Here is a 14472-nt window from a genome sequence, read left to right as displayed (position 1 = left end):
CTTCATTGAAGTAACGAGGAACGATTGTTCAATACACTACGGTATCTTGTCTAATGCTCAGCTGCCGTTTCTAATTGAAGTAATGAGCAGGAATATAAATAAATGGAAACGAAAACATAATTCAGCATCCCAAATAGGTCGATTAGCGTGATTTTAACAACCGAGGATTTTTGTAAGCATCATAAAACTAAAAGGAGTAGCTGTTACTATGAAGGATTTACATAATTTTGTTTCAGATCCTTATGGATTATTATGTTGCTCAATTAATGAAATGGATTACTAAAAAAGAGCCTTCTCAAGGAACTATGATAGACGCTACAGGCAAAAAAATATTTGAAGCCATCCTAAGTAGTGAAAAGTCATGAACTAACGGGAACGATAGTTAAATTACGTTACCGTTACCGTCTTTTGATTAGGTGATTTCCTTAATATCAACAATCAGTTTACCAGTGCCTAGATTATCAGTGTATTTCAAACCACACCACGAACGTCATGCAAAAATTAAACGTAAAAGGCCGTTCGCAAGCGGTTGCCCTGGCTGATCAAGCTTGGGGAGCTAAAAATATAGCTGCCGTGCTTCAGAGGTGACGCGTTTAAGCCTTCCTTTATCCTTCGGGGTGAGGGGAGGTTTTTTGTTTCAGTTATAAGTGAACTGTGAATAAAATGCAAATAGACCAAGCGATTGCTGTCCCTTGAGGGTAAGCGTTGCCCGGTCTATTTCTCAAACTTAATAATCATGGTTTCAAAATCCACCTTGCATTTGGCTTTCATCATAAAATCAATACCAATAATTCCGTCAAAACCATAAGGCTCTTGAATCGAACCAAGCTGAAGCTGGTAATCTGCTTCTCATAACAAATTTCACTCTTTCCCCATACTCCATACATCCGCTGGCTCGCCCATTTATATAAAATCAATGTGGATACCTATTGCAGCTAATCCATCAGAATCAAAAGCGGTTACCGTACTCCTGAGAAGAATTCCTCTACCACTTCAACATCGCTTCTGCTCGTATGGAAAACATACAGCTCGCGAGTCGGATGTAGCTTATGCATCTCTTTATAACCGCTCCATGCCTCCTCGGATTTATCGTAGTCTTGAATGACTGCCATATCCTCTAATTGGCGTACACGGTTGCTGGAGGTTGCCTTGATTGCTTCCACCAGAACAAAGCGGCTTGGGTGCAATTTCGTAATCTCTCCCCATTTCATCGGCTTCACCTCGCTTGGTTAATCTTATTTTTAGTATAGTATAGATGCTTAAGGATGACGGAAGTGAGTGCGGTGATTGTCATTGTAACTGATCTGCATTTTATAGATTGACGAATATTGGGAATGGTTGTATATTCGTATTAAAGTATAAACCTTTAAACTTTAAGAACGGTTTTGAAGTTTTGGATAAAGAGAAAACTCACATCTAATGTTCGATTTTCAGTTATAATGCAGTTTTTGCGAGAGGAGTTACTCTTTTTTATTTCTCTGAAAGTTAAATCGATTAAACTTTAGGACTTGGAGGCATAGATACTTAAATGAACATTCATGATGTAGCCAAGAAGTCGGGGCTCTCTGTAGTGACCGTATCCAGAGTTCTAAACAATTCACCCTCTGTACGTGAGGGCAACCGCCAGAAAGTGCTGAGTGCGATTGAGGAGTTGAATTATCAGCCCAATTCAGCAGCGCGTAGTCTGGTTCGCGGCAAGACTGGAGTCATTGGGATGTCGATTACCAACTTTAACGACTCTTTCTATGACCGCGTGATTCGCGTGGTGAACCGGAAGCTGGCAGAGCAAGGGTACTTCCTGGCCTTGTCTATAGCTGAGAATGAGGATGACGGTGTGAACTTCCTGTTTCAGAAGGACCGCGTGGACGGGATTATCCTGTTATCTCCGCTTGAAGAGAAAGAATATGTGGAGGAGCTGAAACGAAAAAACATTCCGGTTGTCCTGCTGGATAACCAGTTCCAGCATGAGGATGTTCCGAGTGTGCTGGTTGATAACTATCAAGGTGGTTACGAAGCGACTAATCATTTGATTAGTCTTGGTCACACCCGGATCGCCTATATCGGCGGCCCTTCGGTGTTTCTGAGTGTAACGGAGCGCAAACGGGGGTATGTCCAGGCGCTGGATGAAGCGGGGCTAACGCCCTTCTGCACAGAATATTGCGGATTTACGGTAAGCAGCGGTTATGAGGTAGCGAAGAGATGGATTCGCGAGGATAAGCTGCCGACAGCCATCTTTTCGGGAGACGACTTTATTGCGCTCGGGGTTGTTCAAGCCCTGCGTGAGGAAGGAATTCTGGTACCGCAGGATATCTCCGTGGTCGGCTTTGATGATCAGCAGTTCGTAGGTGAATTCTACCCGCGGCTCACGACAGTCAGGCAGCCCGAGGCGCAAATGGGCAATATAGGCGTTGAATTACTGCTGAAACTGATCAACGGGGAGGTGACGCAGCCCGCTGTAACGAAGCTCGCTCCTCAGCTGCTCATTCGTGAATCCACCGCATCTGTCAGATTAACTTGAATTATAGGAGTGAATCATCTGTGAAGTATTTTTTGGGAGTGGATGCAGGAGGCAGTAAGACCTGCGCAATGATTGCAGACGAACAGGGGAAGGTCATGGGTGCAGGCAAAAGCGGGAACGGGAATCATCAACTGGGCCGTGAGCAGGCGGCGGACAGCTTGCACCAGGCCGTATCGGAAGCCATTACGGCTTCAGGGCTGACCCGGGATCAGCTGGATTACTCCTGGTTCGGACTGGCGGGAGCGGACAGAGAGGCTGATTTTAGAATTTTGCGGCCGATCATCGGCAGCCTTGGCCTTCCCCGGACGGAGATTTCCTGCGATACCTGGAATGCGCTGCGGTCAGGTACAGAGAAGAACTATGGGATCGTGCTGATTTGCGGATCGGGCGTGAACTGCAGTGGTAAAAATCCGGCGGGTGCTGCATACCAATGCGGCGGCTTCGGTTACCGGTTCGGGGATTTCGGCGGCGGCTATGATCTGAGTATGGAGGTATTCCGCAGCGTCCTCAGGGCGGATGACGGAAGAGAAATGGAGACAGTGCTTAGCAAACGCTTAACTCAATTGCTGGGCTATACCACCGTTTCAGAGTTAAGAGAGGATTACCTCGATCATTTCAGAGACTTGCCTCCCCAAATTGCCGAGCTGTTGTTTCAAGCGGCAGAGGAGGGGGACCCCGTTGCCACCGGGCTTCTGGTCAAGCAAGGGGATGAGCTGGGTTTGGCTGCGGCGTCGGCCATCCGCCGGTTGGCCATGGAGGAGGACATCTTCGATATCGTGCTTGCAGGCAGCCTGCTGACCAAGGGAGACCGCTCAGGCATCATCCGGCGGGCCATTGAGCGAAGAGTGAAGCTGGCGGCTCCGAATGGCACTTTAAGGATTCTAACCCGTGAACCGGTTGTAGGATCGGTCATTCTGGCAATGGAAAGCAGCGGTGTGCATGTGAATCAGGAGGTTCTTGATCATCTATCAGAGGGTAAGGAGGGACAATTGTCATGGAGGAAACATTGAAGCTGGTTGTCATCGGAGCGGGGTCATCGTATACACCTGAATTAATTGAAGGGATCATCCTGCATCACCAGGAGCTTCCCATCCGCGAAATATGGCTGGTGGATATTGAGGAGGGCAGGGAGAAGCTGCATACGATTGCGGAGCTGAGCAAGCGCATGATTGCTGAGTCCGGACTGCCGATTACTGTAGTAGAGACGCTTGAGCGCAGGGAAGCTATTGCCGGAGCGGACTTTGTCTGCACGCAGATCCGGGTGGGTATGCTGGAAGCGCGCAAATGGGACGAAAGGATTCCGCTTCAATACAGTGTCATCGGCCAGGAGACGACCGGTCCCGGAGGAATGATGAAAGGCCTGCGGACCATCCCGGTTATTCTGGATATTTGCAGGGACATCGAGGAGCTGGCCCCGGATGCCTGGCTGCTGAATTTCACGAATCCGGCCGGAATGGTGACTGAAGCTGTCCACAAGTATTCATCGGTCAAAAGCGTAGGCCTGTGCAACTCGCCGATCGGTTTCCAAAAGTGGCTCTCCGGGTTCTTCGGACTTCCCATGGAGAAGATCTATGCCGAGTTTGTCGGCATCAACCATCTGCACTGGGTATCCGATGTCGTAATTGACGGGAAGAGCAAGCTGCAGGAGCTTATTGATTACCCCGAGAGCTATAAGGCAGGCAATGTGCCGTTTGATGCCTGGGACCACCGGTTTCTGAATAGTTTGCAGGCTATTCCCTCGTATTACTTGAGCTATTACTATATGACAGACGAGATGCTGGCGGAACAGAAGGAAGCAGCGGCAACGACCGGATCACGCGCTGAAGTTGTGAAGAAGGTGGAGGAAGAGTTGTTTGAGCTGTACCGGAACATAGAGCTGAAGGAGAAGCCGAAGCAGCTGGAACAGCGCGGCGGAGCCTATTACTCGGAGGCGGCAGTGCTGCTGATGCGCTCCATTCATAATGATTCCCGCGATATCCAGACGCTGAATGTAAGGAATAACGGAATTATTGACTTCCTGCCGGACGATGCCTCCATTGAGGTGAACTGTGTGGTCACCAAGCAGGGTCCGCTGCCGATTCCTCTGCGCAGAATTCCTCAGTCCGTCAGAGGCCTGCTGGCTGCGGTCAAGCAGTATGAGAGTCTCACCATCGAGGCGGCTGTTCACGGAGACCGGGATGTGGCTCTGCAGGCTATGGTCCATCATCCGCTCATGCCATCAGTCACCGTAGCTGAACAGCTGCTGGATGAAATGCTGGAGAAGAACAAACCGTATTTACCGTTATTTCACTAGAATCTTCCAGAGGAGGTAAAGCGGATGAACACGGCCGGAAAAGCGAGCAGGTGGAAGAGATTTACCAGTCAGTTGGATTTGCAGTCCATGGTTTGGCCGGGCATTATCTTTGTATTCATTTTTAGCTATATTCCTATGTATGGCGTAGTGATGGCGTTCCAGCAATACGATATTTTTAGCGGCATGATGAAGAGCCCCTGGGTTGGACTTATGCAATTCAGAATGTTCTTCGAAGCCCCGGAGTTCTGGAATGTGATGCGAAATACGATTGTGATTAGCCTGCTTAAATTGATTATCTCTTTTCCAGCCCCGATTCTGCTTGCGCTGATGCTGAATGAAGTCGGTCATATGGGCTTTAAACGCGTGATCCAGACCGTCAGCTATCTGCCTTATTTCCTGTCCTGGGTTATTGTATCCGGTTTCGTATTTTCGCTGCTATCCGTAGATAACGGAACGGTGAACTATGTGCTGGAGCGGTTCAATCTGGCCGGGGAGCCCATTAACTTCCTGGCGGTACCCAAGTACTTCTGGTCCATTCTGGTAAGTGTAAATGTATGGAAGGAAGTCGGGTTTGGGAGCATTGTCTATCTGGCTGCGATAGCAGGTATTGATCCGACCCTATATGAGGCCGCTTCTATAGACGGAGCAAGCAGGTTTAAGCAAATTCACCTGATTACACTCCCCAGCATTACCCCTATTATTGTCATCTTTATGATTCTTGCCATAGGCAGTCTGCTCAGTGCGGGCTTCGAGGACATTCTGCTGCTGGCAACCAATCCGATCCTGCGCCCCTACTCCGATGTTATCGACACCTATGTATACCGTGTTGGGATATTAAATGCCAGATTCTCTTATGCGACAGCTGTAGGGCTGTTCAAAGCGGTAATCAGTATCATTCTGCTGGTGACGGCCAACACAATCGCCCGCCGGGCAAATGTTAGTCTCTGGTAGGTACTACTACTCATAGCGAATGCTTCCGGGTGCAAGTTTTACTGCGGTGTATCGACTGTGAGTAATGCTCCATAAACCTTGTAGGAGGGGTGAACAATGAGACTAAGCCTGGGCGACAAAGTGATGCAGCGGACTATTTATATCCTTTTGACACTGCTGGCGCTACTCATGCTGTACCCGTTTTGGAACGCGTTAGTCATTTCTTTTAATCTGGGCAGTGATACGGCGCTCGGCGGTGTAACCCTGTTGCCAAGAGCATTTACCCTGGAGAATTATTATATTGTGTTTCAGGATGACCGCCTGCTGAATTCTTTTCTGATCACCATTCTTAGAACGCTCATCGGCACAGCATTATCCGTTTTCTTCACCGCCCTGTTAGCCTACGGAATGTCCAAGAAGACTTTGCTTTTCCGCAAACAATATATGGTGTTTTTCATGATTACGATGTTCTTCAGCGGAGGGCTCATCCCCAGTTACTTACTAATTCGCTCTTTGGGCATGCTGGACACCTTTTGGGTTCTGATTATCCCCGGCATCATCAGTGTCTGGAACATGATTGTCGTCCGCACCTTCTTCAGCGCATTGCCGGAGGGACTGGAGGAATCAGCCAAAATCGACGGCAGCAGCAACTACGGCATTTTCTTCCGGATCGTGATTCCCGTCTCCGGCCCGGTTCTGGCCACGATATCTTTATTCACCGCAGTAAGTTACTGGAACGATTGGTTTACGGGAGCGATCTATATCACCAAGGATCACTTGCTTCCTATACAGACGCTGCTGCGGCAGGTGATGAACTCCAACATTATGACCCAGATTGGCTCCTCGAATGCGATCGCGCTGGATCATATGAACCGGAACCGGACGATTACCACGAAGTCACTGACTATGGCTACGATGATGGTCGCTACCCTTCCGATTATCCTGACGTACCCTTTTCTCCAAAAGTACTTTGTGAAGGGCGTAATGATCGGTTCATTGAAAGAATAGCAGTGTCCATATTACGTAGAAAGAAGGGAAAAGAATGCGTAAACGCCTGAAATGGATAGCTTTGTTGCTGACTTCGCTGGTGCTTCTGCTCACGGCCTGCAGCGGAGGTGGGAATTCTGACGCTTCGCAGAACAATCTGAATACAGGGGCCGGCACAGAGGACGGCAGCGGGATCAAGCCCGTTACCTTCAGCTTCTATGGCAACTACGACTGGCTTACGACCTCACCCTGGGGGGAGAACGAGGCGACGAGGTGGATTCAGGAGAACCGCAAGGTTACGGTTGAACCGATACAATCCGGAGGAGCAGCCGGAGAAAAGCTCAACACGATGATCGTCGGCGGTGATTTGCCGGATGTTATTTTTACGGACCGGGGGTCCTCAGTAGAACGGCTGGTGCAGGCAGGGCAGCTTGTTGCACTGGATGATTACTATGAGAAATATCCGAACTTCAAGAAATATGTCAAAGAATCCACCCTGAATCTGCTCCGTTCAGATGACGGGCAAATCTATCAAATCCCGAACTGGTATACCTCCGGGCAATTCGGCAACGGCGGGTGGATGGTGAATAAGGATATTTATAACGCACTCGGCAGACCGGCGCTGGAGACCTTTGATGACTTATATCAGTATTTGCTCATGGTGCAAGACAAGTACCCGGATGTAGTCCCTCTGGAGGTTGGGGAGAAGGGGGCAGGTCTGGAAATTATGTATGGCGGTTTCAGGGAGAACTCCACCAGCAAGTTCGTTACACTCATGGGGCATCCGGAGGGCGACAAGCTGACATCTATCCTGGACGATCCCGCTTACGAGGAGATGGTGCTGTATATCAATAAGCTGTACCGTGAACGGCTGATTACACAGGATGCGCTGCAGCAAACCCAGGATGCGGTCAAGGAAAAGGTCAATACCGGCCGGGTAGCGGTCATGGTTGAATCCAATATCACTACGTATGGAGCCGAGGGGCACCGGGCATTGACAGCAAGCCATCCGGACAGCGGTTATGAGATTATTTGGCCGATCCATAAAGCCGGTATAGATAAGACCAAAGTATTTGTAAGCGGCTTTGAGACGCTGGGCTGGAACGTCAGTGTTATTACGAAAAAGGCCAAGGACCCGGAGGCTATCTTCGCTTACTTTGACTGGATTACGGGTCCGGAGGGACAAAAGGTGCTATTCTTCGGCCCTAAGGGCTTATACTGGGATGAAGAGGACGCGGATGGAGCGCCCATCCCGAACGAGAAATACAAGACCACTCCTGCTAACGAGCGTACGGATACGATGAGAAAATTCGAGGACTTTAACTGGGCGGGAAATACGACCTTCATTGATACGGCGAAAATGAGCCTCGAGGCGCTGCTCTCGGCGAACCAGAAATCATGGGAGACCGTAGCGCAGTCCACGGTGACCTGGAAAACCGCGCTGGACATTACGGAATTTGTAAATACCGATCCGCTTCCCGATACAGAGACCGGCATCATCGCACAGAATGTCGCGGATATCTATACCCTTGCTTACGCCCAGATGGTTCAGGCGAAGTCGGATGAAGAGGTGCTGGCGGCACTGGAGACGGCTAAGAAGAACACCGCAAAGGCAGGGCTGGATAAGCTGCTTGAGTTCAGAACTGAAAAGTGGCAGGAGAATGTTAAGAAAATCAACGCTACGAAATAACTCTTGTTAGAAGTTCAATAAGACTATGATGTGGAGGCGAGATTATGACATTTGCACTGAGATCGGGGTTCATGGCGGTGCTGGGTATCGTGTTGGTTTCTTCGGTAGCAGGTGGTTCCCTTCCCGTGCCGGCCCAGGCCGAGGAGGGGAACAATCCCCCTTTTGAGACGGAAGTGATTGTACGGACCGTGAACCAGTTCAAGAACATGGCGGATGTCCAGAATTTCATCAGTCTGTCCACCAGCTACGGGGTCGATGTCATCAGCATGAACGTGAAGCAGGATGAAGATGATGAGGTTCCGTCCGGCAGTGTATTTTATCAGAGTGATATCGCGCCCATTGCCCAAGGCTACCAGAATTTCGATGCTCTGCAGGCTGTCATTACGGCAGCTCATGCCGCAGGAATCAAGGTTCATGCCTGGATTCCCCAGTTCCATGACCAGCAGGCCTTCCTGGCTCACGATGAATGGCAGATGCAGGCGCTGGTGGACGGGGTTCAGACTCCGTTTACAGGCTCTAACGGCAACGAATATTTCATCAATCCAATTCATCATGAAGTGCAGCAGTATGAGCGTTCCATCATTCAGGAAGTGATTGAGAATTATGATGTGGACGGCGTTGTGCTGGACTGGATCCGCTTCGACAATTACAACATGGACGTCAGTGATTATACGGTTGCGAAGTATCAGGCGGAGTTCGGGTATTCGCCGCTCAGCATTGACTTTGATACGGATTCGCCGCAGCGTCAGCAGTGGAACGAATGGAGAACCGAACAAATTGGGCAGTATGTAGGCGATATCCGTGAGGATATTTCCACATCCTCGAATCCGGATGTGCAGCTTGGTGTGTATATTTTGCCGCCGGAATTTACAGAGGTTGGACAGAATGTAGCCAAGTTCAAGGACGAGATCGACTTTGTCGCGCCGATGGCGTACTTCGATGACTGGGAGTTCAACAGTGATTGGGTATACAGCACTTCCTACGGCATCCTGAAGGATACGAGCGACCGGATCAGCGGCAGTGCTGCGGACATCGTAGCCACCTTGGATAATGACTGGACCGATGATCAATATCAGGAGGTTTACAAAGGCATCCGCGAGAATTATCCGGACGTGAAGCGCCTGTCGTTCTTTGCCTACGGGGCCTGGCCGGAAGATGAGCTGGCGAACATCCATGAACGTGAGACCTGGCCGACGCCAGGCTGGACGGCTCCGGTAGAGCAAGATTATCCGGCCCAGCTGCCCGCTGTGTGGAAGGCGCGGAATATCGGTTCCATGCCGGGGAACGCCACCTACAATGCTTCCAATAAGCAATTTACACTCAGCAGCAGCTCGACGGATATTTGGGGGAATGCAGATCAGCTGAATTATATATACCAGCCCGTGAGCGGCAATGCGGAGATTGTTGTTAAGGTGCAGTCCACCAGCTGGCTGGACAGCTGGGCCAAGGCCGGCATTATGATCCGGGAATCCATGGGCCATAATTCCAGGCACGCGGATATGATGCTTACCCCCGGGAATGGGGCGACCTTCCAGTATCGTGCTGAAACCGCAGGCGATATGACCGACCATACTGCGGCCGGCTCGGCTCCGAAATGGCTGAAGCTGACCAGAACCGGAAATACGTTCAAAGGGTCGATTTCGGCAAACGGGAGCAACTGGCAGACAGTCGGAACGGTTCAGATCCCCATGAAACGCAAGGTGTATATCGGCATAGCCCTCAGCAATCCGGGGAATGATTCGCGGGGCAAGGCCGTGTTTGGAAATGTGAAGGTTACGGATTAAGCCTAAGAGCCGGGAAATGAAGTTTACTTTGATAGGCAGGCTGAAGGAGGCGTGAATATGACTATGCCGCTACGGGAACGGCAGTATTACTTCCGGGACTACTACGATCAGGGTGAGGAGCTGGTGCTGGAAGGGCAGCGGCTGAGAATCGGGTTGACTTCAAAGTTCTCCATGATCCAGAAGTGGGAGTGGCCGCTTGCTGCGGATGGCCTGATTGTAATTATTGAACCGCCGCAAGAAGGAGAGACACCCGCACCGGGCAATGCCACGCTGGAGCTTGAATATGAGGGGTCGCTTAAGGCGGATGGCTACCGGCTGGACATCCGTAAGGACGGAAAAATTACAATTGCAGCCTCCAATAAGAGAGGACTAAGGTATGGGATGGATGCTCTGCACCGGCTGCTGAGCATAGATGAAGGCAAGTGCCGGTTGCCTGTCGCTACAATTCACGATGAGCCTTCTTTTCCAGTCCGCGGCATTATTGAAGGTTTCTATGGCACGCCGTGGAGCTTTGATGACCGGATAGATGCTGTGCGCTATATGGCGGCTCACCGCATGAACGCCTTCATGCATGCTCCCAAGGATGATCCCTATCACCGTGAGCTGTGGCGTGAGCCTTATCCTGAGGCTATGTTTGCCCAGATTCGTGAGCTCAAGCAGGAATGTGATGCCCAGCTGGTGGACTTCTATTATTGCATTAGTCCGGGAAATGATCTGCAGTTTCGCAGTGAAGATGATTTTGCCAGTCTGGAAGCGAAGCTGAGAGCGATGATCGCCATCGGTGTCCGGCATTTCGCCCTGCTCATGGACGACATCGACTACGCATTGTCAGGGGAGAACCTCCATTACCTGGAGCGCTCCGGACTGGCGCATGCTTATGTGGCAAACCGTGTCTATGACTATTTAAGCCGTCAATTGCAGAAGGTTACTCTGGTGATGTGCCCCTCAGAATACTGGTCTAACTGGGATACCGAATATAAGCGGGATATCCGCGAGAAGCTGCATACGGACATCAACATATTCTGGACCGGCTCTTCCGTCTTTGCCCGGCAAGTCGGAAGCAGGGATGCACGGAATAATTACAGCTATTACGGACATGAGCTGTGGCTGTGGGATAACATTCCCGTCAATGATGCCGACTACGACCGGTTGTTTCTGGACCCGGTTCGCGGACGTTATTCGCAGCTTGGTCAGACCGGGCATCAGGCAGTGGTAGCGAATCCGATGGTTCAATGGGAATGCTCCAAGATTACACTGAACACAATGGCCCACTATATGTGGAACAGTGAGCGTTATATGCCGGAGCTTTCCTGGGAGCTGTCGGTCCGGGAATTCGCCGGAGAGCTGGCAGAGGATATGATGTTCTTCTGCAGCCAGAATCTAAATAGCCAGCTCTATAGCGGCGGGTATGAGGAACTGAAAGAGGCCTTGCAGAGCAAAGATATCCCGAGGCTTGATTTGTATTTCGACCGCCTGGAGAGCGTCTCCTACCGGTTACTTGAAATGGAGAATTCCAAGTTTAAGGAAGAGGCAGGACCCTGGCTGCAAAGAGCCCTGGCGGATGTAGAGCTGTGGAGAGCCTTGCGGCAGAAGGTTGCCGGGACGCCTCTGCCCGGAGCCGATGAAGAATTGCGCAAGCGGGTCGAAGCCTGTCAGGCCTTTGAGGTCCGGCTGGGGAGTGATCCAGCCTGGAGAGCCGCCGAAGCCTGGGGACTTGCTGCCAGGGATGGAAAGAACGGATACCGGCTGACGTTGGAAGCGGAGGCTGGAATATAATCGGCAGAGCGCAATATCGGCAGAGCACAGCGCCAGGCAGTAAAGTAATAAGCCAAGCGTAAACAGTTCTCCTGACTCATCATGCTTGGTGAAGGTGGAATTATAGCGCCCGCGCTTCAGACGACATGTTTAAGCCTTCCCTTACCCTTCGGGTGGGGGAGGTTTTTTGGTATTTGAATTTTTGCAAGGTGTAAAGTGAATGAAATCACAATCTATTTTTGCCGGAGTGGTAAATTAAAGCTATCAAGTTAATCCGGGAGGAACTGTTATGACCAGATATGAACAACAAAGAAATTTTCTGAAATCCAATTTTCATGAATTCAAACATATTAAAACAGACAAGATCAAAGGAATTGCCCAGCCGCCAATTGTTAAGCCGTTTGATCCGGAATCACTAATTATTGATCTGCCGAAGGTTAGCAGAGACGTAGTGAGTAAAGAGGATTTTTTTGATTGTATCGGGCAAAGAAGAAGTACACGCTTCTATTCTGCCGACACTTTGAGTCTGGAGGAGTTATCCTATTTATTATGGGCGACCCAAGGGATCACCGGCATGAGCAAGAACGGGCTTACGCTGCGGACCGTGCCCTGCAGTGGGGCGACACACACCTTTGAAACCTATTTAATGATTATGCGGGTAGAGGGCATTCCGCAAGGGATCTACAGATACCTCCCGGTGGAGCATAAGCTCCTATTTATGTTTGAATTAGATCAGCTGGAACAGAAGATTGATGCGATCACTTTGGATCAGCCCTTTGTCCCTAACTTTGCCCGCAAAGCTTCTGTGCTGTTTGCCTGGAGTACCACACCCTACCGCTCCGAATGGAAATATGATATTTCCGCCCACAAAAAAATCCTCATCGATGTAGGACATGTCTGCCAGAACCTGTATTTAGCCAGCGAATCCATTGGTGCAGGTGCCTGCGCCATTGGCATCTATGATCAGAAGCTGATTGATGAGGTTTTAGAGTTAGACGGCGATGAGGAGTTTGTTATCTATCTTGGCGCAGTGGGGAAGAAACGGGAATAGCTGCCTTGGCGAATTGAAAGTATAGCTTCCGTCTTCTGAGGCGACGCGTTTAAACCTTCCTTTACCCTTTGGGTGAGGGAAGGTTTTTTCACACCCTACCGGTAGTAATGCTGTACATATTGCAACTCTGAGCCCTAGATATCAAGGTATTTCATAGGGATTGTTGTATAAAATGCAAGAATTATCCGGTTAAGCCGCTTGGAGGAAGAGAAATCCTGCCTTTTGTACAACATTTTTGAATTTTGACCGAGATGAGTGGGAAAATGTTGTATTTTGTGCAGGATTCTCAAAAGTAAGTGAGAGGGAGGTTTGTGGGCCCTTATCGATTCTCAATAATATATTGAAGATAGTCTGCTGCGCTCTGATTGATTTCTTCATCACCCGCCTGAAAGGAGGCTCCGAAGACGGCGAAATAGGGTAATGCGATCGCACCCACATGTCCTGCGCTGGCTTTAAAGGGTGCAATAACCTCATCTACAGTAAAAGAAACGGAACCGGCAGGCAGGTAATTTTCCTGCTTATCCCCAATGGACATAGCTATCCCCAGCTTCTTTCCTCTCAGCTTATTCCCGTTTGAACCATACGCCCAGCCGTGGGTGAAGACGTCATCCAGCCACTTTTTCAGTAAAGGCGGGTAACTATACCAATATAAAGGAAATTGAAAAATAATATGGCTGTGTGCTTCGAGTAAACTTTGCTCTTTCGGAACATCAATGCTCCAGTCCGGATATTCCTTGTAAAGCTCATGGATCGTAACTTCCTCTGGATGCTGCAGCAGCTCCTGTTTCCATCTTTTATTTACTCTTGAATTCTCAATATGAGGGTGTGCTAGGATCACAAGGGTTTTCATATTTAATCACCTTTCCGGCGGATATTGGTTTTGTGCAGCTGTTTATATTATTTTGGATGCCTGTAAAAATGTAAATACACACAATAAAGTAACATGGTTACCTCAAAGTGTGCATTGGACTCCGGATCGTTATATGGCATGATAGAAATCATAAGATAAGATAGGCTAAATTAATTAGGGTGTGATGAGGTGGAAGGTATGAAAGAATATCATTTAGGCATAGAAGCAACGCTTGAAATTCTCGGAGGAAAGTGGAAAGCGTTAATCATATGTAATCTAATGTCGGGTAAGAAACGGACAAGTGAATTACAGCGCAGTATCCCGGGCATCTCGCAAAAGGTTCTGATCCAGCAGCTCCGCGAACTTGAAAGGGACGGAATGATCGGCAGACAGGTCTATAATCAAATGCCGCCCAAAATTGAATATTATATAACGGAATATGGAACTACAGCCAATGGAATTATTGACGTAATGTGTTCATGGGGCAGAGCCAACATTGCAATCAGACAGCAGCAGGGTGAAGATGTGGTGTTGCTGGAAAATATTCCGGACGATGAGTAAACCTGCGTTGCCTCACTATATAAAATGCCCGCCATTGACAATAGTTTGATATC

At 49.4% G+C, this 14472-nt stretch carries 12 protein-coding genes and 1 pseudogene; 11 read left to right on the top strand and 2 right to left on the bottom strand.

The annotated features are described in order from the left end of the window. Window positions 1-462: 462 nt before the first annotated feature. A pseudogene (locus NSU01_RS29035) lies at window positions 463-568 on the top strand (LuxR C-terminal-related transcriptional regulator); the annotation flags it as partial. Window positions 569-959: 391 nt separating this feature from the next. Here the strand turns inward: NSU01_RS29035 and NSU01_RS29030 are convergent. Further along, the gene (locus tag NSU01_RS29030) at window positions 960-1211 is read right to left on the bottom strand and encodes a hypothetical protein (protein ID WP_076248454.1); all 252 of its coding nucleotides are present in this window, start codon (window positions 1209-1211) and stop codon (window positions 960-962) included. A 317-nt stretch (window positions 1212-1528) separates the two neighbouring features. Between NSU01_RS29030 and NSU01_RS29025 the strand changes: the two genes are divergently transcribed. The 9 genes from NSU01_RS29025 to NSU01_RS28985 all read left to right on the top strand — a co-directional run bounded on the left by NSU01_RS29025 (window position 1529) and on the right by NSU01_RS28985 (window position 13008). Further along, the gene (locus NSU01_RS29025) at window positions 1529-2518 is read left to right on the top strand and encodes a LacI family DNA-binding transcriptional regulator (RefSeq protein WP_076248452.1); all 990 of its coding nucleotides are present in this window, start codon (window positions 1529-1531) and stop codon (window positions 2516-2518) included. 20 nt (window positions 2519-2538) lie between these two features. After that, window positions 2539-3528: a BadF/BadG/BcrA/BcrD ATPase family protein gene (locus NSU01_RS29020; RefSeq protein ID WP_076248450.1), complete on the top strand. Its 990-nt coding sequence runs from the start codon at window positions 2539-2541 to the stop codon at window positions 3526-3528. Next, a complete protein-coding gene (locus NSU01_RS29015; RefSeq protein ID WP_076248447.1) occupies window positions 3513-4811 on the top strand; it encodes a 6-phospho-beta-glucosidase in 1299 nt (432 codons plus the stop codon). The genes NSU01_RS29020 and NSU01_RS29015 overlap by 16 nt, the downstream gene beginning before the upstream one ends. A 24-nt stretch (window positions 4812-4835) precedes the next feature. Continuing rightward, window positions 4836-5762, top strand: coding sequence for an ABC transporter permease subunit (locus tag NSU01_RS29010; protein ID WP_042139731.1), 927 nt, complete (start codon window positions 4836-4838; stop codon window positions 5760-5762). Between the two features lie 96 nt (window positions 5763-5858). Further along, complete coding sequence (locus NSU01_RS29005) at window positions 5859-6749, top strand: carbohydrate ABC transporter permease (RefSeq protein ID WP_042139730.1); 891 nt, start codon at window positions 5859-5861, stop codon at window positions 6747-6749. Between the two features lie 34 nt (window positions 6750-6783). Continuing rightward, a complete protein-coding gene (locus NSU01_RS29000) occupies window positions 6784-8418 on the top strand; it encodes an extracellular solute-binding protein (RefSeq protein ID WP_042139729.1) in 1635 nt (544 codons plus the stop codon). A gap of 44 nt (window positions 8419-8462) precedes the next feature. Beyond that, a complete protein-coding gene (locus NSU01_RS28995; RefSeq protein WP_076248445.1) occupies window positions 8463-10202 on the top strand; it encodes a family 10 glycosylhydrolase in 1740 nt (579 codons plus the stop codon). Window positions 10203-10259: 57 nt separating this feature from the next. Further along, window positions 10260-11978, top strand: coding sequence for a beta-N-acetylglucosaminidase domain-containing protein (locus NSU01_RS28990; RefSeq protein ID WP_076248443.1), 1719 nt, complete (start codon window positions 10260-10262; stop codon window positions 11976-11978). Between the two features lie 268 nt (window positions 11979-12246). Beyond that, window positions 12247-13008 (top strand): SagB/ThcOx family dehydrogenase, encoded by a 762-nt coding sequence (locus NSU01_RS28985; RefSeq protein WP_042139726.1) that lies wholly within the window; start codon window positions 12247-12249, stop codon window positions 13006-13008. A gap of 319 nt (window positions 13009-13327) precedes the next feature. On the opposite strand, the gene NSU01_RS28980 is transcribed toward NSU01_RS28985, so the two are convergent. Continuing rightward, window positions 13328-13858: an NAD(P)H-dependent oxidoreductase gene (locus tag NSU01_RS28980; RefSeq protein WP_076248440.1), complete on the bottom strand. Its 531-nt coding sequence runs from the start codon at window positions 13856-13858 to the stop codon at window positions 13328-13330. Window positions 13859-14056: 198 nt separating this feature from the next. Here NSU01_RS28980 and NSU01_RS28975 point away from each other — a divergent pair, with 198 nt between their 5' ends. Continuing rightward, window positions 14057-14419 (top strand): helix-turn-helix domain-containing protein, encoded by a 363-nt coding sequence (locus NSU01_RS28975; RefSeq protein WP_076248437.1) that lies wholly within the window; start codon window positions 14057-14059, stop codon window positions 14417-14419. The last annotated feature ends 53 nt before the right edge of the window (window positions 14420-14472 follow it).

Source organism: Paenibacillus sp. FSL H8-0259, from assembly GCF_037963255.1.
In the GTDB taxonomy this organism is placed as follows: domain Bacteria; phylum Bacillota; class Bacilli; order Paenibacillales; family Paenibacillaceae; genus Paenibacillus_AQ; species Paenibacillus_AQ phytohabitans.
Note: the sequence above shows the minus strand (reverse complement) of the source record. Positions and strands in the feature narration are given on the sequence as shown.